15 protein-coding genes are annotated in these 23,110 nt (G+C 61.8%); 11 read left to right on the plus strand and 4 right to left on the minus strand.

The genetic code is table 11. From position 1 onward, the window contains the following. Window positions 1-25: 25 nt before the first annotated feature. Window positions 26-4,156, minus strand: coding sequence for a hypothetical protein (locus ABXR19_RS06545; RefSeq protein ID WP_354600304.1), 4,131 nt, complete (start codon window positions 4,154-4,156; stop codon window positions 26-28). A 306-nt stretch (window positions 4,157-4,462) separates the two neighbouring features. On the opposite strand from ABXR19_RS06545, the gene ABXR19_RS06550 reads away from it, so the two are divergent. The 9 genes from ABXR19_RS06550 (at window position 4,463) to speD (ending at window position 15,538) form a co-directional block, all read left to right on the plus strand. Next, window positions 4,463-6,241: a M61 family metallopeptidase gene (locus tag ABXR19_RS06550; protein ID WP_354600305.1), complete on the plus strand. Its 1,779-nt coding sequence runs from the start codon at window positions 4,463-4,465 to the stop codon at window positions 6,239-6,241. 85 nt (window positions 6,242-6,326) lie between these two features. Continuing rightward, window positions 6,327-7,388 (plus strand): HD domain-containing phosphohydrolase, encoded by a 1,062-nt coding sequence (locus ABXR19_RS06555; protein WP_354600306.1) that lies wholly within the window; start codon window positions 6,327-6,329, stop codon window positions 7,386-7,388. A gap of 177 nt (window positions 7,389-7,565) precedes the next feature. After that, window positions 7,566-8,444, plus strand: a complete 879-nt coding sequence (gene dapA, locus ABXR19_RS06560; protein WP_354600307.1) for a 4-hydroxy-tetrahydrodipicolinate synthase — start codon at window positions 7,566-7,568, stop codon at window positions 8,442-8,444. A gap of 10 nt (window positions 8,445-8,454) precedes the next feature. Next, a complete protein-coding gene (gene bamC / locus ABXR19_RS06565) occupies window positions 8,455-9,615 on the plus strand; it encodes an NlpB/DapX family lipoprotein (protein WP_354600308.1) in 1,161 nt (386 codons plus the stop codon). Between the two features lie 636 nt (window positions 9,616-10,251). After that, window positions 10,252-10,830: a 2-oxoacid:acceptor oxidoreductase family protein gene (locus tag ABXR19_RS06570; protein WP_354600309.1), complete on the plus strand. Its 579-nt coding sequence runs from the start codon at window positions 10,252-10,254 to the stop codon at window positions 10,828-10,830. Further along, a complete protein-coding gene (locus ABXR19_RS06575; protein WP_354600310.1) occupies window positions 10,823-12,076 on the plus strand; it encodes a transketolase C-terminal domain-containing protein in 1,254 nt (417 codons plus the stop codon). Before ABXR19_RS06570 ends, ABXR19_RS06575 begins: the two co-directional genes overlap by 8 nt. Window positions 12,077-12,087: 11 nt before the next feature. Further along, window positions 12,088-13,137 carry a thiamine pyrophosphate-dependent enzyme gene (locus ABXR19_RS06580; RefSeq protein ID WP_354600311.1) on the plus strand — a complete coding sequence of 350 codons (1,050 nt, stop codon included), beginning with the start codon at window positions 12,088-12,090 and terminating at the stop codon, window positions 13,135-13,137. Between the two features lie 22 nt (window positions 13,138-13,159). After that, window positions 13,160-14,785 carry an NAD(P)-binding protein gene (locus tag ABXR19_RS06585; protein ID WP_354600312.1) on the plus strand — a complete coding sequence of 542 codons (1,626 nt, stop codon included), beginning with the start codon at window positions 13,160-13,162 and terminating at the stop codon, window positions 14,783-14,785. 321 nt (window positions 14,786-15,106) lie between these two features. Further along, window positions 15,107-15,538 carry an adenosylmethionine decarboxylase gene (gene speD, locus ABXR19_RS06590; RefSeq protein WP_354600313.1) on the plus strand — a complete coding sequence of 144 codons (432 nt, stop codon included), beginning with the start codon at window positions 15,107-15,109 and terminating at the stop codon, window positions 15,536-15,538. Window positions 15,539-16,659: 1,121 nt separating this feature from the next. On the opposite strand, the gene ABXR19_RS06595 is transcribed toward speD, so the two are convergent. The 3 genes from ABXR19_RS06595 to ABXR19_RS06605 all read right to left on the minus strand — a co-directional run bounded on the left by ABXR19_RS06595 (window position 16,660) and on the right by ABXR19_RS06605 (window position 18,910). Next, on the minus strand, window positions 16,660-16,890 hold the full coding sequence (locus tag ABXR19_RS06595) for a hypothetical protein (protein ID WP_354600314.1): 231 nt from the start codon (window positions 16,888-16,890) through the stop codon (window positions 16,660-16,662). A 286-nt stretch (window positions 16,891-17,176) separates the two neighbouring features. After that, entirely contained in the window at window positions 17,177-18,295 is a 1,119-nt protein-coding gene (locus ABXR19_RS06600; RefSeq protein WP_354600315.1) for a branched-chain amino acid ABC transporter substrate-binding protein, read from the minus strand. Window positions 18,296-18,523: 228 nt separating this feature from the next. After that, on the minus strand, window positions 18,524-18,910 hold the full coding sequence (locus ABXR19_RS06605) for a DsrE family protein (protein WP_354600316.1): 387 nt from the start codon (window positions 18,908-18,910) through the stop codon (window positions 18,524-18,526). A 62-nt stretch (window positions 18,911-18,972) separates the two neighbouring features. On the opposite strand from ABXR19_RS06605, the gene ABXR19_RS06610 reads away from it, so the two are divergent. After that, a complete protein-coding gene (locus ABXR19_RS06610; protein WP_354600317.1) occupies window positions 18,973-20,019 on the plus strand; it encodes a Gfo/Idh/MocA family protein in 1,047 nt (348 codons plus the stop codon). An 85-nt stretch (window positions 20,020-20,104) separates the two neighbouring features. Next, complete coding sequence (locus tag ABXR19_RS06615) at window positions 20,105-23,017, plus strand: HD domain-containing phosphohydrolase (RefSeq protein ID WP_354600318.1); 2,913 nt, start codon at window positions 20,105-20,107, stop codon at window positions 23,015-23,017. Window positions 23,018-23,110: the final 93 nt, after the last annotated feature.

Below are 23,110 nucleotides of genomic sequence, written 5' to 3' on the forward strand. Positions count from 1 at the left end.
GCTCTTCAGCATGCCTTGTTGCGGATCAGGGTTCAGCCGATTCGTCCGCTGGGCGGGTGGGGCGAGTGCCCGTTTTGACCGGTTTTGCCGGCTTGGGCGGCGCGGGCCGCCAGTAGCCATCGGTGCCGAACAGCGTCCACGCCCAGCGCACCCATTTCAGTACGCTGGCGGCGAGCCACAGCGCCCAGGCCAGCATCAGGCCGCGATAGATCCAGATCGGCAGCGAAAAAGCCCAGGCCGAAGGCGCCGCGCCCGTGATGCGATCCTGATACCAGAACAGCGAGCGGCCGTGCGAGCCGTTGCCTTCGATCAGCATGTCGGGCGAGCCGAGCAGGCCGGTCTGGATGGCGTGGAAAAGCACACCCAGCGCAATCAGCGAGAACAGCACGAGCGTGATCTGCAACAGGTTGAAGGCCCAGCGTGGCAGCTTCGCACCGACCTGGCCGCGCGCGGCCAGCAGCAGGAACCACAGCGCCACGATCAACGCGCTGTAGAGGCTGGCCTGCGCCGTGCCCAGCGCGATCAGCAGCCAGGCACCGATACCCAGCGGGGCGAAGCGGGCGCGGGCCAGCGCGACGGCCACGCCCAGCACCACGATCAGCAAGCCCCAGAGCAGCACGGCCGGGCCCAGGCGCGGTCCGCCGACGGCCAGTATCCAGCGATCCGCGCCGAGTTCCAGCGCGGTGTAGGCATTCACGCCGGCCACGCCTGCATCGAATTGCGCGCTGTGCTGCAGCGTGGCGACGCCTTGCGGCTCGCGCCAGCGGATCAGGATGGTCTGGCTGCCAGGGTGAATCGGCAGGGCGAGTTTGCGGCCTTCGGCGCGCAGCGGCTGGGCCGCGCCATCGATCAAAACGGACTCCAGTTCGGCGCCTTCGGGCAGTTGTACGACATGGGTGGCGCCGAGGCTGGAGCGCAGCACGAGTTCGGCACTGACGCTGGTGACGCGCGCGCCGGGCTGGGTCTGCAGGCGCAGGCTGTCCATGGTCAGACTCGGCCCGGTAATGCCTTGCGGGCGCGAGAGTTCGAGCGTGACTTCCTCACCCGGCCAGGGCTGCCAGCTCGGCTGCCAGAGCTGTTCGGACTGATGCTGCACCGGGGCCAGACCGCTGTGGCGCAGATGCCAGCGCGTGTCGGCCGTGGCCCGCCAGACTTCGATCTGATTGGGCTGAGCAGCGGCCTTGAGCTTGAGGCTGGGCGCTTCGCTGAGGGCGCTGCTGAAGCTGGCCGTATTCGCCGCGCCCAGAGTCAGGATGGCCTGACCGTCGACGAGGCGCACCGAAGGATCGGTGATCTGCTCGCCGGGCAGCAAGGCTATCGTGACTTGCTGCGGCGCGAGGCTGGGCGCGATGCGCTCGACCTGCGTATTGACCGTCCAGCGCTCGGCGAAATCCAGCGTACGCGTGACGCGCACCAGGGGCGGCAGGGCGTCGCGGGCGGTGCCGGAATTGGCTTTGCCGCCGCCGGCGTTGCGCGTCAGGGTCAGCGCACCTTGCGGCACGCCGCGTGCGTCGATGCCGGACAAAGTCCAGCCGGCGAGCCGCGTGTCCAGATGATGCGGCACCAGCGGCAAGGCGATATTCACGGTGGCCGTGTCAGCGATGTCGGCTTCCATCACGATCTGATGCACGCCCTGCGGCACGCGAATCCACAACTGGCCTTCTTCGTCGCGACGCAGGCTGGCGGGCTGGGCGTCGATCAGCACGCTGCGAATGCGCAGCTGCGCGGCTTGGCCGGGTAAGGGCAGTGCGAGTGTTTCGGCGGCGTGGGCTTCCAGACGCAGCAGCAGGCGACCGGCATCGGCTTCCACCGCCAGGCGCGGCACTTCGGCGCAGGCCGGCAGGCAGTCCGGCGCGGCGAGCAGCTTGCTGCGCAGCTCGTCCAGCCAGGGCTGAAAGCCTTCGCCGGGCAAAGCCTGGGTTTGCGGCGCGGGTGCGCTGGCGGCCTGGGCATCGGGCGGTGCGAAGCCCAAGGAGCCGATCAGCAGGGCGCCGAGCAGCGTGGGCAGAGCTTGCTTGGGCAGCGTCCATGCCAGCTTGCGACCGCGCAGGAAGAGCTGCCAGAAGGCCGCGAAGAGCAGGATCACCGAGAGCACGCGCAGCAGCGCATGCGCCCAAGGCGGCAGCAGCCACAGATCAATCTGCTGCTCAGCGCTGACCGGGCCTTGCAGGCTCAGTACATGCGAATGCCATTGCCAGTTGGTCAGGCCGGGGCCGGTCTGCACCTTGGCGTTGGCGTCGATGGCCTGACGGTAGATCTGCGTTTTTGAGGCCATTTTGGGTTTGCTCGGTGCCACCTTGGCGTCACGCTCGCGTTGATCCGGCATGGCGTCCTTGCTCGCTTCCATTTCCATCATCGGTGCCGGCGCTGCCGCCATCGGGGCTTCCAGAGCCTGCGATTGAGCAAGTCCGCCGCTCGCAAAAGACTCCGCACTGACGGGTTGCTCCAGCGCCGGGTACAGCGCCAGACGCACCTGGTCGACGCTGAAGAACAGGCCTTGCAGCAGGAGGACAGCAGCAACTATTGCCAGCAGAGCGTGAAGAACCCGCGCAAAGCGCGTGCCGATCAAAGCGGCGCCAGCGGCGATCAGGCCGATGGCCACCAGCCACAGCCAGCCGGGCGAGCCGGGCAGGTGCCAGACCAGCACCAGCGTGGCGCCCAGCAGCAGGCCCGCTTGCCAGCCGCGGGTTTTCCAGGCGGCCAGCGCAATCAGCAGCACGAAGAAGAAGTCCCACAGCGTCCACGCGGAAAGCCATGAGCCGCCCGCGCGATCCACTCCGCCGGCATGCAGCAGTTGCCAGCCCGGCGGCAGGCGCAATTCGGTATTGGCTTGCTGGAAGGCGGTGTTCCAGCCGGAGGCAAACAGTTGCCGCGTGCTGCCGTCGATACGGCTGTCGGCGGTGATGGCGGCCTGGCCGTGACGCACCTCGAAACCGGCCGGGCTATCGGCAGCGAGACGCGTGATGTACTGGTCGAAATCATCGCTCAGGACATGGCCCAGGGCCAGCGGTGCGCGCGCCTCCAGACGCCAGCTGCGCGAGAGCGTGCCGCCGATGCGATCCTGTACGGTGAAGCCACCACCATCGAAATCCAGCCACAGGGTGCGCGCCAGATTGAGCTTGTCGGCTTCGGGTTCCGGGTCGCCGCGCCGGCGCTCGGCGAAGGCGAGCTTTTCGCCCGGCTGCAGCAAATAGGCGGGTAGTTGCTGCCAGGGCGCGGGAACGTTGCTCTGGCGCGGATCGACGGTCGTGCCGGCTACATCCACGACGCGCAGATCGCGATGCGCTTGCCAGGACCAGACTTCTTCCTGCTTGGCCGTTTTCGGTAGCATCAGCTCCAGCACCCGATCCATGCGCCGACCTTCGACTTCGATCACATGCACACCGGCGCGGGCCTGCAGGCGCAGCGAACCGTCGGCGCCAAGGCGCGCGGGCAGCGGGCTGTTCAATGCCAGCGGCGTGAAGCCGGGCAGCAGGGCGTTGTCCAGGGTGATCTCGCGCGGCTTGCCGGAGAAGGTCAGCTCGAAACGCGAGAGCACGCGCAGCGGCTGGCCATCGTCGATGCGGCGGAAGCTGCGCAGGCTCAGCGCTTCGCTTTCCTGCTCGCCCGCAGCCTCGGCACTGAGCCAGACTTCGCCGGATTCGTCGGCCGCGCGCTCGACCAGGCCTTTGGCGGTTTGCACGCGCAGAATGCCGGCATCCGTCGGCACTGACAGGCTCTGCGGCATTTCGGTCCACAGGAAGCGCCCCGTGATGCGGTGACGGCCTTCCGTCAAGCTGATCGTGGGCGTCCCTTCGTGGGCGGTGACGACGGCGGGCTTGCCATCGACCATCACCGTCTGCGGCCAGAACTCGGCGTTGCCGGGCAGGGTGACTTGGGTGCGTGCGCTGAAGCTCTCCACCGTCAGCGTGAAGCCGGCCTTGCCGGGCGTCGGGTCGATGTCCAGACTGCTCGGCCAGGCGCAGCTGCGTTCCTCGGTGTTGTTCAGGCTCATCGGGCAGGCTACGAACTCCTGACCGTGCAGCACCCAGGGCAGCCAGGATTTCAGCGCCTCCGGCACCGCCTCGCGCGGCAGTGGGGCGGCATGGGCCGGGCCGAAGAAACTGAAGCAGGCCAGCAGCAGGCAGAGTGCGGCGGCACGGTGTTGATCTCGCATGGCGACCTCATTTTTCGAACGATGGGTGGAGCGACACATTACGGTAGGGCGCATTGTGAGCCCTTGCTGTGTGTTTGCCTCCAGTCACCGTCTAACGGGCAGGGTGGCGGTTTCGGGTTGGCGTAGAGGTGATTTTTCAGGGGGCTGCCCGGAAAACCTCACCCGGTATGGCTCTGCAGGTAGGGGGCTTGCGCAGGCAAGCGCAGCGCGGCTTTTCAGGCATCTGCGCCGGGATTGATCCACTGGCCTGACAAGCTGCAGCGCGTACGCTAGGATTGGGAACTTCAAGCAATTTATGGCGCCCACATGTCCGCAGCCCTCGAATACCGCGTTGAAGCGATCAACCCGCAGGCCCACCTGTTCCGCGTTACCTTGACGATTCCGCTGCCGGCTGCGGCGGGCGAAACCCTGAGCCTGCCGGCCTGGATTCCGGGCAGCTACATGATTCGCGAGTTCGCCAAAAACATCGTGGAGATCCGCGCCCAGCAAGGATCTTCAGGCATCGTTCTGCGCAAGCTGGACAAGCATTCCTGGCGTACAGGCAAGCTGGATGCGGCGCAGCCACTGGTGGTGGAGGCGGTGATTTACGCCTGGGATCTGTCGGTGCGCTGCGCGCATTTGGATCAGAGTCACGGCTTTTTCAATGGCACCCAGCTTTTCCTGAAAGTGAATGGACGTGAGCATCAGCCGCATCGGGTCGAGATTTGTCGCCCTGAGGGAGAGGGCTTCGCACAGTGGAAGGTGGCCACGACGCTGCCCGCTGCCGCCAAGCGCAGCTTGGACAAGGCCGGTTTCGGCCTGCGCCTGACGCCCGATTACGATACGCTGATCGATCATCCGGTGGAGATGGGCGAGTGGACCTCGGTGAAGTTTGAAGCGGCTGGCGTGCCGCACGAAATGGTCATCACCGGGCGGGTGCGCTTCGATGCGAAACGGCTTGCGGCCGATCTGAAGAAGGCTTGCGAAGCGGTGATTGCTGTTTTCGGTAAGAAGCCGCCTTTCGAAAAATATCTGTTTCTGACCATGGCCGTGGGCGATGGTTACGGCGGGCTGGAGCACCGCGACAGCACGGCGCTGATCTGCGCACGCAATGACTTGCCGGCTCCGGGCGCCGAGCGCAGGGAGGAGGGTTATCGCAACTTCCTCGGTCTGTGCAGCCACGAGTATTTCCACGCCTGGAATGTGAAGCGTATCAAGCCAGCGGCCTTCGCGCCCTATCGCCTGCATGAGGAGAACTACACCCGGCTGCTGTGGGTGTTCGAGGGCTTCACCTCGTATTACGACGATCTGAGTCTGTTGCGCGCGGGCCTGATCACCTCGATCGATTATCTGGGCTTGCTGGCCAAGACGACTGCGGCGGTGGAGCGCAATGCCGGGCGTCTGAAGCAGAGCCTGGCTGAATCCTCCTTCGATGCCTGGACCAAGTATTACCGGCAGGATGAGAATAGCCCGAATGCCATCGTCAGCTATTACCAGAAGGGTGCGCTGGTGGCGCTGGGGCTGGATCTGACGATTCGCGCCAAGACAGCGGGCAAGTACTCACTGGACGATGTGATGCGCCACCTTTGGCTGCATTACGGCTCAGGTCTGAGCGGCGTGGCCGAGGACACCATCGCGCCGATCATCCAGGCCGCCACAGGTGTCGATGTGCGCCGCGAGATAGCACGCTGGGTGGAGGGCACGGAGGACGTGCCGCTGGCGCGCCTGCTCAAGCCCTTCGGCATCGCCCTGTCACGCAAGCCTGGGGCACGTATCAGTGGTCTGGGCATTCGCACGAAGGCCGAGGGCAATGCGCTCAAGCTGGCCAATGTGCTCGATGGTGGTAGCGCGCAACTGGCGGGGCTGTCGGCGGGGGATGAACTGGTCGCTCTGAACGGCCTGCGCGTTACGGCGACAAACCTTGATGCCTTGCTGGCGCGTTGTATGCCGGGTGATGTGCTGGAGGTACAGGCGTTTCGGCGTGATGAACTGCTGCGTTTTTCGCTGGAACTGCGTGCGCCCGTAATGGAGGAATGCGCGCTCAAGATCGCCGAGCGCGTGCCGGCGGGCAGCGATGCCTTGCGCGAGGGCTGGCTGGGGCGCTGAGCTTGAGTGGAAAGACCCTTGCGGGCACTTAACTTGCGCGGGGGCCGCGCCGTTAAACCCGGAGATGACATGAAAGGGATGCTCCATGCTCGCTCCCCTCAAGGGCAAGATTCTGGTTGTGGATGACGATGAAACCGTGCGCCGTGTCGTCAGTTGCATGCTGGAAGCGCGCGGTCATACGGTGACCGTGGTGGCTAACGGGCAGGAGGCGCTGACCGTTGCCCGTCTGGGCTGGGCTCAGGTGATCCTGACCGATATCGTGATGCCGGTGATGGATGGCTTCGAGCTGGTCGGCCGACTCAAGTCGGATGCAGCGACGGCCCACATTCCCGTGATCGTGATGACCTCGATGGACGATCGGGCGGCTCGCCTGCGTGCGCTGGAGGCCGGGGCCGAAGATTTCGTGCTCAAGCCGGTGGATGAAACCGAACTGGTGACACGCGTCGGGAATTATCTGCGTCTGGGCGATTACTTCGCGCGCGTCGAAGATGCCAATAGAGTGCTTGAACGTGAAGTGCGTCAGCAGACCGATGCGCTGCGTGGCGCCAATCTGGAGACCATCTTTTCGTTGTGCCGCGCCATGGAATACAAGGATGCCAATACCGGCGCGCATTTGCATCGCATCAGCCAGTATTCACGCGTGCTGGCCGACGCCTGTGGCATGGATGGCAGCTTCGTCGAGTGCCTGACCCACGCCACGCCCATGCACGATATCGGCAAGATCGGTGTGCCCGATGCCATCCTGCTCAAGCCGGGGCCGCTGGATGAAGCTGAGTGGTTCGTGATGCGCTCGCATTGCGCCATGGGAGCACATTTGCTGGCGGGGGCGACCTCGGCTTATCTGGTGATGGGCGCCGAGGTGGCTTTGTGCCATCACGAAAACTGGGATGGCTCGGGCTATCCGCAAAACCTGCGCGGCGAGGCGATTCCGCTGGCGGCGCGCATCATGGCAGTGTGTGATCGCTATGATGCCGTGCGTTCCGAGCGCCCTTATAAACGCGCCTATTCGCATGCCGAAGCCATGGAAGTCATGCTCAAGGGTGATGAACGCTCATCCCCGAAGCACATTGATCCGGATTTGTTGGCCGTTTTTGCGCGCAACTCCTTGCGTTTTGATGAGGTGTTTCGCATTCATCAAACGCTGTAGCACCCATCCGAAGAGTCGCGCGCAGCTTGCCTCTTCGATATGCCTGCTGGTAGAGCCAATACGGGTGCGGGTCTTCAGAGATGCTTGATGTGAAAGCTTGTTGACAGTTGTAAAGCGCGCCGCCCGGCGGCGGGCTTCGGTTACAATCGCCGCTTTCCCACTGTGACACGGCTTCCCATGATCACCGGTTCCCTCGTCGCCCTGCTGACGCCCATGACGGCGGATGGGCAGCTTGATCTGGCCCGCTTCCGGGCACTCATTGATTTCCACGCACGTGAAGGCACTGACGGTCTGGTGATCGTCGGTACCACGGGCGAGTCGCCGACCGTCAATGTCGATGAACATTGCGAGCTGATCAAGGCGGCGATTGAACACTCCGCCGGCCGCCTGCCGATCATTGCGGGCACGGGCGCGAATTCCACCGCCGAAGCCATTGAGCTGTCGCGCTTCGCCAAAAAGGTCGGCGCGGTCGCCGCGCTGTCGGTCGTGCCTTATTACAACCGTCCGACGCAGGAAGGGCTGTATCAGCACTTCCGCAGCATCGTCGAAGCCGTCGATCTGCCGGTGATCCTGTACAACGTGCCGGGCCGCACCGTGGCCGACATGTCCAACGACACCGTGCTGCGTCTGGCCCAGGTGCCGGGCATCATCGGGCTGAAGGATGCGACCGGCAATGTCGAACGCATCACGGATCTGGCCATGCGTGCGCCAGCCGGCTTTGCACTGTATTCCGGCGACGACATGAGCGCCATGTGCTTCATGCTGCTGGGCGGTCATGGCGTGATTTCTGTTTCGGCGAACGTCGCGCCGCGCCTGATGTCTGATCTGTGCCTGGCTGCACGCGCCGGCGACGTAGCCCGCGCCAATGCCATAAACCGCAAGCTGTTCCTGCTGAATCGAGACCTGTTCCTTGAGGCCAACCCGATTCCCGTGAAGTGGGCCGCGCAGCAAATGGGTTTGATGGACGGTGCGATCCGTCTGCCGCTGACGCCCTTGTCCGAAGTCTTCCATGAGCGTGTGCGTGCTGCGATGCGCGCCGCCGACATTCTGTCCTGAGAGGTTATTGATGCGTTCAACTTCCCGTGCCGTACTGGCTGGATCTGTCCTTGCGCTGCTGTTGGCGGCCTGTGGGGGATCGAAAAATGAAAAACCCGGCGTTAGCTACAGCACGCCGGGTGCGGATACTGACAGCAAGAAAAATTCACTGATCGTTCCGCCGGATCTGATTGCGCCGGCACGTGATGATCGTTATGTAGTGCCGGCGGCAGGGCAGCGCGCATCCGTTACCGCGTCGACCTATGCAACACCTGCGGCAACAAATGCTGCGACGGCAGGCACGGTGCAGTCCGGTGCGACGACGACGGGCAACATCCGCATCGAACGTGTCGGTAATGAGCGCTGGCTGGTTGTGCAAGGAATGAGCACTTCCGCGTTGTGGCCACAGTTGCAGAATTACTGGAAAGATCTGGGCTTCGTGTTGGTCTCGGAGAATGCCCAGGCTGGCTTGATGGAAACCGAGTGGGCCGAAAATCACGCCAAGATCCAGGGGGATCCGATTCAGGATTTGCTGAGCAAGGCATTGGGGACTCGCTACAGCACCGGTGAGCGCGACAAGTACCGTCTCCGCATGGAAACGACTGCGCAGCCTGGCGCGGTTGAAATCTACATCAGCCACCGCGGCATGATCGAGGTGCGCAATAGTGGTAATCAGGACGGTACGCACTGGGAGCCGCGCGCCAATGATCCGGCGCTTGAAGCTGAAATGCTGCAGCGCCTGATGGTGCGTCTGGGAACTGAGGAGAAGGTTGCACAGAAGGCTGTCGTTGAAGCCAAAGCGCCAGTTGCCGAGCGCGCCCAGCTTGGCAATGCAGCAGATGGCGTTCTGCAACTGACGGTTAACGAGCCGTTGGATCGCGCCTGGCGTCAGTTGGGTCTGGCGCTGGATCGCAGCGGTGTGGTGGTAGAGGATCGGGATCGCGCCAAGTCGGCTTATCTGGTGCGTTATATCGCGACGGAAGATGCGACGACCCAGAAGGAACGTGATGGCTGGTTTGCGCGCATGTTCTCCTGGGGCAGCAAGAAAGAAACCGGTACCAATCAATTCCGTGTCGAGGCTGTCGCCGACGGCCAGCAGACGGTGGTGCGTCTGCTGAACAAGGAAGGTGCTGCCGCACCAGCGGCTTCGGCCAAACAGATCCTTGGCTTGCTGTACAAAGAAATGAAGTAAGCCTGCCAGATCTGGCAAGAGCCCGCCCACATCTCTGGATGCCGGCGGGCTTTTTTGCATTTAACCTAGAAACCTCCGTTGGACGCCCCCGAGTGGGCTGCGCTGCGGTGCGTTGGCAAGGCGCGCCGACGCAGCGGGCCTTTGCCCGCAAGGAGAAGCAACGCCGCCGGCGTGCGGCAGCGCGGTTCAATCGGGGGTGTAGCGTCCTCACCTAAATGGTGAGCGCTGTCAGGGCGATAAAACCCTGCACCTGCCTGAATTTCCCCATGAATCGAAGCGGTTAACGGAGGTTTCTAGGTTTAACGGGTCTGCTGCCTGAAGAAGCGCATGTGGCGGGCTTGTGCACAGCCCCTGTCTGTAGAGCCCTGTCCGGCGGGCTTCTGCAGGCAGCTTTGCTTGCAAGCCACGACTGGCCCGGCCCACATACGCCGCCGCACGCAAAATAACCATGATTTATGTACGGGTAAGCCCGAAAACTTGATGTGGCGCATAGAGAATTTCATCAACTTGCAATAGTTTCCGTACATCGCCTTGAAGAGTGTTTCTTGGCGACCAGCAGGAGGCCTCCCGTAGCGATTGGCGCTACGCAGGAAGTCTTCGTAATAGAGCAACTAGTCTCACAGCAGGGAGATAGGAATGTTCCAGGTCAGGATTCACGGTCGTGGCGGTCAAGGGGTAGTGACCGGCGCAGAGATGTTGTCGATAGCGGCTTTTCTTGAAGGTCGCCACGCACAGGCTTTTCCCAGCTTTGGCTCGGAACGGACAGGAGCGCCGGTTGTGGCTTTCTGTCGTATCGCCGACAAAGAGATCCGGCTGCGCGAGCCGGTGATGGAACCCGATGCATTGATCATTCAGGATTGCACTTTGCTGCATCAGGTCGATGTGTTTTCCGGTTTGTCTGAAAACGGTTATGTGGTGCTCAACACCAATCACACGCTCGAAGAACTGGGGCTTGCTGAATTTACCCAGCGCTTCCGTGCCGAGCGCGTGGTGACGGTATCGGCTACCGATCTGAGCCTCAAGCATGTGGGTCGCAATGCGCCCAACGTTCCCTTGCTGGGTGCGTTTGCTGCGGTTTCCGGCGTGATTTCGCTGGATTCGGTGATTGCAGCCATTCGTGACAAATTCTCTGGCAAGGTGGCTGAGGGCAATATTGCCGCTGCCACCGAAGCCTATAACATCGCCAAAGCCGCCATGGAGGCTGCGCATGCTTAAGCAATGTGAAGGTTCGCACGCAGTTGCGGAAGCCGTGGCGCTGTCGCGCCCGGAAGTGATCTGTGCCTACCCGATTTCACCGCAAACCCACATCGTTGAAGGTCTGGGTGAGATGACCAAGGCCGGTCATATCAAGGATTGCGAGTACATCAACGTTGAATCCGAATTCGCTGCCATGTCGGTGGCTATCGGTTCTTCGGCAGCTGGCGCCCGTACTTATACGGCAACGGCTTCGCAAGGTTTGCTGTTCATGGTCGAGGCGGTTTATAACGCCTCCGGTCTGGGCTTGCCGATTGTCATGACCGTGGCCAACCGGGCCATCGGTGCGCCGATCAACATCTGGAACGATCACTCCGACTCGATGAGTCAGCGCGATTGCGGCTGGATCCAGGTCTTCGCCGAAACCAATCAGGAAGCCGCCGATCTGCACATTCAGGCTTTCAAGCTGGCTGAAGAGCTGAGCCTGCCTGTGATGGTCTGTATGGACGGTTTTATCCTGACCCACGCCTACGAACGCGTCGATATTCCGACGCAGGAGCAGGTCGACAAATTCCTGCCGCCATACTCGCCACGCCAGATCCTTGATCCGGCCGCACCGGTATCGATTGGCGCCATGGTCGGGCCGGAAGCGTTCTCGGAAGTGCGCTTCCTGGCGCATGCCAAGCAGATGCAGGCGCTGGAACTGATTCCGAAAATATCCAAAGAGTTCGAAGAAATCTTCGGCCGTGATTCCGGTGGTCTGGTTCGCCCCTACCTGCTGGAAGACGCAGAAACCGTGGTCATCGCACTGGGCTCCGTACTTGGCACGATCAAGGATACGGTTGACGAGATGCGGGCTGATGGCATTTCCATCGGCGTGCTCGGCATCAATTCTTTCCGTCCTTTCCCGGTCTCGGCGATTCGTCGTGCGCTGTCGCACGCCAAGCGCATCGTCGTGCTGGAGAAGAGCCTGGCAGTCGGCATCGGCGGTATCGTCGCCACCGACGTGCGCATGGCGCTGGATGGCCTCGACAAGCGTATCTACACGGTCGTGGCCGGTCTGGGCGGGCGCAACATCACCCGTTCCTCGCTGCACCGCGTGTTCCGCATGGCCATGCATGACCAGCTCGAATCCCTGCACTTCCTTGATCTGGACTGGAACATCGTCAACAAGGAACTGGACCGCGAGCGCACGACCCGTCGCTCCGGCCCGATTGCTGAAAACATTCTGCGCGACCTGGGTACCACCAAGTCGAGCGTCGGTTGAGGAGAGCGGACATGGGACACCAAGACGTCAAGTTTTACCAGACCGGCACCTTCACCGTCGGCAATCGCCTGCTGCCGCCCGAGCAACGCTCGGTGCAGTCGGAAATCGAACGCACCAACTCGCTGAACTCCGGTCACCGCGCCTGTCAGGGCTGTGGCGAGGCGCTCGGCGCACGGTATGCGATCGACGCGGCCATGCGTGCCACCAATAACCAGCTCATCGCCGTGAATGCCACGGGCTGTCTGGAAGTGTTTTCCACGCCTTATCCGGAAACCTCCTGGCAGATTCCATGGATCCATTCGCTGTTCGGCAATGCCGCAGCAGTGGCGACCGGCGTGGCTGCGGCTGCCAAGATCCGCGCGCAGAAGGCCGGTCAGAAGCTCAGCGATGTGCGTGTGATCGCCCAGGGCGGTGACGGTGGCACCACCGATATCGGCTTCGGCTGTTTGTCCGGCATGTTCGAGCGTAACGATGATGTGCTCTACATCTGTTACGACAACCAGGCCTACATGAACACCGGTGTGCAGCGTTCAAGCGCTACGCCGCCAGCTGCCCGCACCGCCACCACCATGCCGGTGGGTGAGCATCCGGGTAACGATTGGGGGCAGGGCAAGAACGTACCGCTGATCGCCATGGCGCACGGCATTCCGTATGTAGCCACCGCTTCGGTATCCGACCTGCGTGACCTGGAATACAAGGTCACCAAGGCTATGGGCATGCGCGGCGCACGCTACATCCACATCTTCGTGCCGTGTCCGCTGGGCTGGGGTTCGGCCTCTTGCGACACCATCAAGCTCGCCCGTCTGGCCAAGGAAACCGGTCTGTTCCCGGTCTTTGAAGCCGAGTACGGCGAAGTGACGAATGTCTCGAAGATCCGCCAGAAGCAGCCGGTGGAAGCCTATCTGCGCTTGCAGAAGCGTTTTGCCCACCTGTTCGGCAAAACGCCGCAACTGGAGCTGATTGCGCGCTTCCAGGAGATGGCCGACCGGAATATCCGTAAATTCGGTCTGCTCGGCGAAGACAAGGCAACTGTCGGCTTTGCCGGCAGCGAGCACAAGTAAAGCGGAAACGGAGCTTTAAACAATGACTAAACCTTTTGCAATCACCCTCAATGTTGGCTCTTCGCTGGCCAACAAGACGGGCTCCTGGCGCACCTATCGCCCGGAATACATCAAGCGCATGCCGCCGTGCAACAACGCCTGTCCGGCGGGTGAAGACACCCAGGGTTGGCTCTACCATGCCGAAAGTGGTGACTACGAAGCCGCCTGGCGCCACCTGACGCAAGACAATCCCATGCCGGCCGTGATGGGGCGCGTCTGTTATCACCCCTGTGAAGGTGCGTGTAACCGAGGTCAGCTGGATTCGGCCGTGGGCATCAATTCGGTCGAGCGTTTCCTCGGCGACGAAGCCATCAAGCTGGGCTGGAAGTTCGACAAGCCGGCGAAAGAAACCGGCAAGCGCATCCTCGTGGTCGGTGCAGGTCCTTCGGGCCTGTCCGCGGCGTATCAACTGCGGCGCATGGGTCACCAGGTCGTGATCTTCGAAGCCGGTCCGCTGGCCGGTGGCATGATGCGTTTCGGTATTCCGAAATATCGTCTGCCGCGCGAAGTGCTGGAAGCCGAAGTGCAGCGCATCGTCGACACGGGGGTCGAGCTGCGTCTGAACACCAAGGTCGACAGCATCCTCGATACGATGAAGGAAGAAAAGTTCGACGCCTCCTTCCTCGCCGTGGGCGCTCACATCGCCAAGCGCACCGCCATTCCGGCTGCTGAATCGGCCAAGATCCTCGACGCCGTGTCCGTGCTGCGCAGCATGGAAGGTGAGGACAAGCCGCTGCTGGGCCGGCGCGTGGTCGTGTATGGCGGTGGCAACACCGCCATCGACATGGCGCGTACCGCCAAACGCCTGGGCGCCGAAGAGGCCATCATCGTCTATCGCCGCACTCGCGACAAAATGCCTGCGCACGACTTCGAAGTTGAAGAAGCGCTGCAGGAAGGCGTGCTGATGCGCTGGCTGTCCACCATCAAGCACGTCGGTGAAGGCGCTATCCAGGTCGAGAAGATGGAGCTGGACGAACACGGCAAGCCCGTGCCGACCGGCGAATTCGACACGCTGGAAGCCGATTCGGTGATTCTGGCCCTGGGTCAGGACGTCGATCTGGGCCTGCTCAACGGCGTGCCGGATCTGACTTTCGAAGATGGCGTAGTCAAGGTTGGTGACAACATGATGACGGGTCACGCCGGTATCTTCGCCGGTGGCGACATGGTGCCGTCGGACCGTACCGTCACCGTCGGTATCGGCCACGGCAAGCTTGCCGCACGTCATATCAACGCCTGGCTGAACGGCACGACTTACATCAAGCCGCCGAAGGCCGAGCTGGCCAACTACGAGAAGCTCAACCCCTGGTACTACACCGATGCCGACAAGACGGTGCGTCCGATGCTGGACATCATCCGTCGTCAGAGCACCTTCGATGAAGTACAGGGCGGTCTGCATGAAGACAACGCGCTGTTCGAAGCGCGCCGCTGTCTCTCTTGCGGCAACTGCTTCGAGTGCGATAACTGCTACGGCGTCTGTCCGGACAATGCCGTGATCAAGCTCGGCGCGGGCAAGGGTTTTGAATTCAACTACGACTACTGCAAGGGTTGCGGTGTCTGCGTTGAAGAATGCCCCTGTGGTGCCATCAAGATGGAAGCCGAATCGACCTGATTTTCGGGTTTTTTGCCGGATCGAACGCCCGCTCGCGCACCGCGCTAGCGGGCGTTTTTCATGGAGCACGGGGGCGCTCTGGCAGAATCCTTGATAGGGTGGCGCAAAGCGCCGGGTGAGGGGCGTGTAGCCTCTAAGAGCCTCTCCGGGCGGACTTCTTCAGGTGCTCGTCTCGCTCAGGCCCGTCAGCCGGATATCTTCAGCATGGATGGCTGCACAGCAAGGCGCCGTGCGGCTCTGCAGGCAGGCTCGAAGTCGCGACCGGAATAGCCGTTTTGTGCCACCATTCGCCTGCGCCCAATCGACCCTGATGGAATATTCATGATTCACGCCCCGACCGCCTCCATGCAAGGCCTGCACCTCGTTGCCGATCTGCAGGGCTGTGCCTGTGCGCCCGGCCTGCTCAGCGACGTGGCGGCTCTGACGCAACAGTTGCGCAGTGCAGTGCTGGCGGCAGGGCTGACGGTCGTCGGCGAAGCCTTTCACCGCTTTCCCGATAACGGCGCCCAGCCCGGCGGCGTGACCGGCACCGTGCTGCTCGCCGAATCACATGTCGCCCTGCACACCTGGCCAGAATTCGGCGTGGTCACGCTGGATGTGTATGTGTGCAACTACTCGGCCGATAACACCGGGCGGGCCGAGCAGTTGATGGCGACGCTGGTGACTTTGTTTCAGCCCGTTGCGCTCAGCAGTCAGCGCTTGCTGCGGTGTGCGCAAGGGGCGGAGAACCGGAGCTCGGAACTTGGAACTTGAAATTCGGAACTGGGGACTTGGAACTGGGGACTCGGAAAAATGAAAACCTCGCCTGGCTAGCCGGCGGGGAGTTTTTGGGTGGCGTAGGTTGAGGGGTCACTGTAGTCGCCAAAAGCGAGCGCTGAGCCGGGTTTTTTGGCCTAAGTTTGCCGCTGCTTTTCACGACTCTGTTGATGCTGTTCAGCAATGCAGCAGAATGATGGAAATGCAATCTGCAAGCAATTCTTCGCCATTCGGCTGCGCCATGATAGGGAGCGCGCGCCGATGATTAAAGGCAAAACTGCTTTCTATAACAAGTTTGGGATCACAAGGAAGTACTCATGGACATCGCACCACTTCTTGAGCGTCTTCGGGCGGTGTCGAATGACGATCTACGCGCTAGCCTTCTCATTCAGAATTTGAGCATCGATAACGCGAAGTTCCAAACTGCGTTCCAATGCGTAGCCGCGAGTCATGATCTGAGCAATCCAGACATCGATTTCCGAGGGCCTCCGGATATTCCTGCCCAAGTGATTCGAGGTGGTCGCCTCAGAGCATCGGCAGTCTTTATGGTCTTTTCTACTCTCTGTTACATGAGGAGCGAGCATCTTGAGCGGGGCTTGGACGATGTTCCAGAAAACTCCCCGCTTCGGGCGTTCCGAGATATCTATCGGGCCGGTAACATCAAATGTGGCGAGGACACCTTGGTCCAGCACATCCGCAACGCGCTTACGCACGGCTCATTTCAATTAGGGAAATCTCCAGAGATCACATTTATCGACAGGGAGTGGCAAGAGACGCTGCTCCTTGCTCAAATTTTGGAGCTCTGCGAACACGTCCATCGCCTATACCATGAGGCATTCTCAGACAATGTTCCACGACCGCTCCATTGGTCTAGGTACAGGCAGGAGAGTTCGTGAAAGTGACTCCCAACAATGCGCTCAAAGCGGTTACTTAGTTCGCTGGGATCGGCGAAGCCGGCTCCTTAGCTTAATCGTTAAAAGTCTGCATTGCCAAAGGCTGACCGACCGCAAAGGCTAGTCAGTTATCCTCACAACAAAACGCCCCGACTTGCGGGGCGTTTTGTTTTCAAGGACTCACCAAGCTTTGTTCAAGCCCTGGCCTCGGGCATTGGCGAGGCATTACTGGGCGCTTCCGGTTTCATCAACCACTGTCGCCCGACCTTTTTCGCCAACCTCGATGAGCAGGCTGCGGGTACTGCCGTGGCCATAGTCGACGCGCCAGCGCTCTGTGTCATCCGATGCATCGGGAATGTGTACGACGAAGCCGCTGTCACCGGAGGGGTGAATGATGCGGTCGCCTTCCATGATCGGGTGCCCCTCGAAATCGGGCCAGGGTGCGATTTCTCTCATTTCTTGTCTCCGATTCCGGTCTATGTGCTGCGGATCTGTTGACACAGTGGGTCTTACATTTCCACAGTGCTGAAGTGGTTTAAGTCTCGGCATTGTGCACCGAAATATCATCGTGCAGAGTTCTTATGCTGCGTGGTGTGGCGGGCAGCACACACGTCTGGGGACTTCGGGCTTGGTCCGCTGTTGTTTGGCGGCTCTGGCTGGAGGTTTTGGCTGAACGGATTTTGTGATGTCCTGACGTAAAAAAGCCCCTTGCGGGGCTTTTTCATGTCTGCAACAGAGGCGCTTATTCAGCGGCCACCCATTTGCCGTCCTTGTAGGAATAGAACGTTACGCCGCCTTCCTTGATGTCACCCTTGGCGTCGAAGGCGATGTTGCCGGTGATGCCCTTGATGTTCAGCGCTTTCAGCGCCGGCAGGTACTTGGCGGGTTCGACCGAGTTGGCGGCTTTCATGGCTTCGATCAGGGCGGTGGCGGCGTCGTAATTGTACGGGGCGTAGAGCTGCACTTCGCCGTTGTAACGCTGTTTGAAGCGCTCCTTGAACTTGGCGCCACCAGGCATCTTATCCATCGGGATGCCGGCCTGAGTGCAGAACACGCGTTGGTCGAGTTCCTTGGCGGAGAGTTTGAGCATTTCCGAGGTGCACAGGCCGTCACCGGACAGGAAGGTGGCGCTCATGCCGAGCTGACGCAGCTGGCGCAGCAGCGGGCTGCCTTGGGCGTCCATGCCGCCGTAGAAGATGGCGTCCGGATTCTTGGCTTTGAGCTTGGTCAGGATGGCCATGAAGTCGGTGGCCTTGTCGTTGGTGAACTCACGTCCGACCACTTGGGCGCCGAGCTTCTTCATGGCGTTGGCGAGCGCATCGGCCAGACCCTGGCCGTAGGCGGTGCGGTCGTCGATGACGGCGATCTTCTTCAGGCCGAGCTTCTTGACCGCGTAATTGGCCATGGCTTCGGCCTGCTGCAGGTCGTTGGCGATGACGCGGTAGGTGACCTTGAAACCCTGTTGGGTCAGCACCGGGCTGGTCGAAGATGGGGTGATGACGGGCAGGCCGGCCTGCTCGTACACGCGCGATGCGGGGATCGAGGCGCCGGAGGTGACGTGGCCGATCACGCCCTTGACGCCGGCATCTACCAGACGCTGGGCAACGGTGGTGGCCGTGCGCGGGTCAGCCTGGTCGTCTTCGCTGAGCAGTTCGAACTTGATTTTCTGGCCGCCGATGGTGATGCCCTTGGCGTTGGCGTCTTCGATGGCCAGGCGGATGCCGTTTTCGCCATCCTTGCCGATGTGGGCAATCGGGCCAGTGAGCGGGCCGGCAGCGCCGAGCTTGACGGTGAGATCTGCCTGGGCGGCAGCGGTGAGGCCCAGCAGGACGAGGCTCAATGCGATGCGGTTCAGTTTCAAGATAGTTCTCCAGAGTGTGTGGCGGGATGCAGGCGAAAAAATACGACAAGTTGCGAATTATGACCAGAACCGGGCTTGCCCGATATCCGTGTTTTTACGGCTTGCAGCGAGATCAGAGGGTGCCTGAAGAGCGGCTCGCAGTGGCTTTCTTGCGACAGCCTACCCGAAGAGCCGCGCGCAGTGGCTTTCTTGCTGCGGGGTGGCTGAAGACGCCCGCTGCATGCGGGTCTACAAGGTGATCACTTTCGCCGCCAGGCTTTGTGCTTCGATGATCCGCAGCATGTTGCCGATTTCGGCTTCCGGCACCTGATCCATCAGGCCGTAGAAATCCAGACAGGTGCGGCAGGCGATGATCTGACTGCCGGCTTCGCGCAGCTGGGTAAGCTCTGCACGGCAAGCCGAGGCGTGGGTCGCTATCTTCACCCCCGCCGCATACAGCAGGATGGACTGCGGCGGTGTTTCCAGCTCGATCAGCGTTTTCAGGTAAGTGGTGAGCAGGCGATGGCGCAGGCTGTGATCGCCCGCGGCGTTGTCCGCGTTATTGTCCGCATTTTTGTCATCTCCCATGCCGTCGGTGTTGATCACAAGGGCAACTGCGTGGAAATCCGGATTCATTTATCTCTCCCTGAGCGTAGGCTTCAAGCTTGCCAGCATACGGCTGAAATCGGAGAGGCGAGATGACTTCAGGCAAGCAAGTGATTCGGGTGGGTGTAGTCGGGGCGGGCGCCAATACCCGCGACAAACATATTCCGGGCCTGCGTGCGCAGCCGGGCGTGGAGGTGTTGAGCGTGGTGAACAGCTCGCGCGCCTCGTCGGAGAAGGTGGCTCGCGAACTGTCCATCCCGCAGGTGGCGGACAGCTGGCGCGCGCTGGTGGAGGATTCCGGCATCGACGCGGTGATGATCGGCACCTGGCCATACCTGCATTGCCCAATCACGCTGGCCGCATTGGCGGCGGGCAAACACGTGCTGACAGAAGCGCGCATCGCCATGAATGCGGCCGAGGCGCGCCAGATGTTCGTGGCGGCGCAGGCCCGGCCTGACTTGATCGCCCAGGTGGTGCCGGCGCCTTACACGCTGGGCGTGGATCGCACGGTGCAACGTCTGCTGCGCGAAGGTTTTCTCGGTCGCTTGCTGACGATTGAAGTGCGCGTGGCTGACGGCAAATTCCTCGATTCCGCTGCGCCGCTGAACTGGCGGCAGGATGCGGATCTGTCCGGCCTGAACATGATGAGTCTGGGGATCTGGTATGAAAGCGTGATGCGCTGGGTCGGCGAGGCCAATTCGGTGACCGCCAAAGGCCGGACTTTCGTCACCCAGCGCGTCGATGCGGCAGGGCGTCTGCGTGCCGTGCGGGTGCCGGAACACGTGGTGGTGCTGGCTGACATGGTGTGTGGCGCACAGGCTACTTTCACGGTATCGGCCGTTACGGGCCTGATGAAATCCAGCGAGATCGTGCTGTGCGGCTCGGAAGGCACGCTGCGCTTTGCGGACGGCCACCTGTATGGCGCACGCAAGGGCGATGCGGCCTTGCAAGCCGTGCCGATTCCGGCGGACGAAGCCGGGGGCTGGCGTGTGGAAGAGGAGTTCATCAACGCGATTCGTGGTATCGAGCCGGTCAGCCACACCTCGTTTGCCGACGGCGTGAAATACATGGAGTTCACCGAGGCGGTGGTGCGCAGCATGGCGGAAGGGCGCGAGCTGGCGGTGCCCTTGTCTGGTTGAATGCATGAAAATTCATTTATGCAGCATGTTTGCCGTTAAACAAGGGCTGTCATGTTTTGAAATTCCATGAAGGGAGTCTTGCCCCATGTCGTTCGAATCTGCGGAAAAGCGCCATCTGAGGATTCCTCTGCATGTGCTGGCGGCGGCGGGCTCCACCTTTTTGCTGCTGATGGTGGCCTTGGTGCTGGCGTGGAATTCCTACCGCAGCACGCGCGAGGTGATTTCCTCGGCGGTGGACGAATCGATCCGGCACGTCTCGCGCTCCTTGAAAGACAAGATCCGCGGCATTCTCCTGCCGGCCGAAAACCAGCTTGAGCTGCTCGCCTACCATCAGATCACCCGTGCCACGAACCTGCCCGAACGCTTGCAGGCGGTACCGATGGCTGCGGCCGTGCTGGCGTCCAATCCCCTGATGGATGCCTGGTATACGGGCTACGCCAACGGCGAGTTCATCCTGTACCGATCCTTGCGCGAAGCGAGCTTGCGTCAGGTGTATCGGGCTCCGGCCGAGGCCAGCCTGATGGTGCAGGCCCTGAGCCTGCAGGGCGATGGCGCGCGGCTGGGTGAATTCCTGTTCTATGACAAGGCCGGGCGTCTGCTGCGGCGCGAGCGGCGCCCCACCTATGCTTTTGATCCGCGTGAGCGAAGCTGGTACACGCGGGCAATGCAGGAGCAGGAGGCGATCATTACCGATCCCTACCTTTTCTACACCACGCGCCAGGTCGGTGCGACGCTGGCACGTCAGGCCAAAAGTGGCGGCGCCGTGGTGGGGGCTGACGCGACCCTGCAGGATCTGGGGCGCGAGATTGCCGATCTGAAAATCACGCCTGGCTCGCTGGTGGCGATCATTGACGCCGATGAACGGGTCGTGGCGCTGGAGGATGCCAAGCGGCTCGTGGCCGTAGAAAATGGCGGGGCCTTGCGCCTTGCTCAGGTGGGTGATCTGGCCATGCCGGCCTTGAGCGCGGCGGCGGCTCTGCCGGCCGATAGCGTGCAGCGTTTGCATTACGTACAGGGCTCGCGTGAGTGGGAACTGATCTCCGTGCCGCTGGCGCTGCGTGCCGACGGGCGCGCCTTGCGGGTACTGATGGCGGTGCCCGATGAGGAGCTGTTTGGCGAGGCACGCAAGCTGTTGCAGCGTCAGTTATTCATTACTCTTGGCTTGATCGTCCTGTCGGTGCCTGCCGGTTTCTGGCTTACCCAGCGTATCGTCCAGCCTCTGCGTCTGCTGGCTGAAGAAGCCAAACTGGTGGCGAGCTTCGATTTTCGGCCTTCGCGCCTGAGCCGCTCGCGGATTGCCGAAGTGGATCTGCTGACCAATGCTACGGCCCAGATGCGCTCAACGATTGCGCGTTTTCTGGATGTCAGTGCGGCGCTCAATTCCGAAATGCGTCTGGAGCGCCTGCTCGACGTGGTACTTGATGATGTCGCGCTGGCGACCCAGGCGCGTTCCGGTGCGCTTTATCTGTACGAGCCGGACGCGCGGGTGTTGCGCCGCTCGCAGGATCGTTCGGATGCGGACAGCCGCGTCGACTATGCCCTGAGTCTGGACTGCGATACCGATCATGCGCACCCCGTGGTGCAGGTTGCGATCCGGCGCAGCAGTTTTGCCGGGCGGATCGGCGCTGATGGCCCGGAATTGTTCGCGGTGGCACTGGAAACGCTGGGGAAAGAGTTTGTCGGGGTGCTCGTGCTGGAGCTCGCCCGCCCGATCGAGCCGGAGCGCAAGGGCCGGCGTGATCCGCTGGTGGCCTTTATCGAGGCACTGTCTTCCACTGCTGCGGTGGCCATCGAAACCCGGCGTCTGGTGGATAGCCAAAAAGCGCTGCTCGAAGCCATGATCCAGTTGCTTGCCGGCGCTATAGATGCGAAGAGCCCTTACACCGGCGGCCACTGCCAGCGCGTGCCGGTGCTCACGCGCATGCTGGCCGATGCCGCGGTTGAGGCCAGCGATGGCCCCTTCCGCGATTTCCAGCTCAGCGCAGAAGACCGTGAAGCCGTTCATATCGGCGCGTGGCTGCATGATTGCGGCAAGGTCACGACGCCGGAATATGTGGTCGACAAGGCGACCAAACTTGAATCTCTCTACAACCGGATTCACGAAGTGCGCATGCGTTTTGAGTTGCTCAAGCGCGAGGCGGAAGTGGCATTCTGGAGGGAGCAGAGTGCTCACACGCCTGCGCCGGCTGCACTGGCGGGTCTGCACGCCGTATGGCGCACGCTGGATGAAGAGTTCGCTTTCGTCGCCGAATGCAACAAGGGCGGCGAATTCCTGGATGCCGACAAGATCGAACGTCTGCGCCTGATCGCACAACGCAGCTGGCAGCGCACGATTGACGATCGGCTCGGCTTGTCGCGTGAGGAAGAGCGCCAGCTGCAGAACGTGCCAGCGGTCAGTCTGCCGGCTCTGGAGCCCTTGCTGGCCGACAAGCCCGAACATCTGGTGCCGCGCCCGCCCGGCGAGATCATCCCGGCCGACAACCTCTGGGGCTTTCATCTGGAGGTGCCGTTGTACAAGTTCAATCGTGGCGAGGTCTACAACCTGTCGGTCTCACGCGGCACCCTGACCGACGAAGAGCGCTACATCATCAATGATCACATCGTGCAGACCATCATGATGCTTGAGCGCCTCCCTTTCCCCCGACACCTCAAAGGCGTGCCGGAGATTGCTGGCGGTCACCACGAACGCATGGATGGACGTGGCTATCCGAAGCGGCTGACCGGCGCGCAGATGAGCATCCCGGCGCGGATCATGGCAATTGCCGATGTATTCGAAGCGCTGACGGCGGCGGATCGCCCTTACAAACCCGCCAAAACCTTGTCCGAATCCCTGCGCATCATGGCCAGAATGGCGCGCGAGCAGCATCTGGATGCCGAGCTGTTTGCGCTCTTCCTGCACTCTGGCGTGTATCGGGACTACGCAGAAAAATTCCTGCTGCCTGAGCAGATCGATGCGGTGGATATTCAAGCGCTGCTGCCGCCTTTGGCCGAGTGCTGAGTGCGGCTGCCCGCGGCAGAGTGCTGAGCAATGAGTTCTGAGTGCTGAGGGGATGTGCTTGAAGAGGCGCGCCCGATGGGCATGAGCGGGCAA

The organism is Uliginosibacterium flavum (assembly GCF_040566545.1).
Classification (GTDB): domain Bacteria; phylum Pseudomonadota; class Gammaproteobacteria; order Burkholderiales; family Rhodocyclaceae; genus Uliginosibacterium; species Uliginosibacterium flavum.

What these genes read in the sequence shown, in the direction of transcription:
- ABXR19_RS06610 (WP_354600317.1), top strand. Translation starts at nt 18,973, where the DNA reads ATGACTTCAGGCAAGCAAGTGATTCGGGTGGGTGTAGTCGGGGCGGGC.
- ABXR19_RS06595 (WP_354600314.1), bottom strand. Translation starts at nt 16,890, where the DNA reads ATGAGAGAAATCGCACCCTGGCCCGATTTCGAGGGGCACCCGATCATG.
- ABXR19_RS06545 (WP_354600304.1), bottom strand. Translation starts at nt 4,156, where the DNA reads ATGCGAGATCAACACCGTGCCGCCGCACTCTGCCTGCTGCTGGCCTGC.
- ABXR19_RS06580 (WP_354600311.1), top strand. Translation starts at nt 12,088, where the DNA reads ATGGGACACCAAGACGTCAAGTTTTACCAGACCGGCACCTTCACCGTC.
- ABXR19_RS06555 (WP_354600306.1), top strand. Translation starts at nt 6,327, where the DNA reads ATGCTCGCTCCCCTCAAGGGCAAGATTCTGGTTGTGGATGACGATGAA.
- ABXR19_RS06615 (WP_354600318.1), top strand. Translation starts at nt 20,105, where the DNA reads ATGTCGTTCGAATCTGCGGAAAAGCGCCATCTGAGGATTCCTCTGCAT.
- speD (WP_354600313.1), top strand. Translation starts at nt 15,107, where the DNA reads ATGATTCACGCCCCGACCGCCTCCATGCAAGGCCTGCACCTCGTTGCC.
- ABXR19_RS06585 (WP_354600312.1), top strand. Translation starts at nt 13,160, where the DNA reads ATGACTAAACCTTTTGCAATCACCCTCAATGTTGGCTCTTCGCTGGCC.
- ABXR19_RS06575 (WP_354600310.1), top strand. Translation starts at nt 10,823, where the DNA reads ATGCTTAAGCAATGTGAAGGTTCGCACGCAGTTGCGGAAGCCGTGGCG.
- ABXR19_RS06570 (WP_354600309.1), top strand. Translation starts at nt 10,252, where the DNA reads ATGTTCCAGGTCAGGATTCACGGTCGTGGCGGTCAAGGGGTAGTGACC.
- dapA (WP_354600307.1), top strand. Translation starts at nt 7,566, where the DNA reads ATGATCACCGGTTCCCTCGTCGCCCTGCTGACGCCCATGACGGCGGAT.
- bamC (WP_354600308.1), top strand. Translation starts at nt 8,455, where the DNA reads ATGCGTTCAACTTCCCGTGCCGTACTGGCTGGATCTGTCCTTGCGCTG.
- ABXR19_RS06550 (WP_354600305.1), top strand. Translation starts at nt 4,463, where the DNA reads ATGTCCGCAGCCCTCGAATACCGCGTTGAAGCGATCAACCCGCAGGCC.
- ABXR19_RS06605 (WP_354600316.1), bottom strand. Translation starts at nt 18,910, where the DNA reads ATGAATCCGGATTTCCACGCAGTTGCCCTTGTGATCAACACCGACGGC.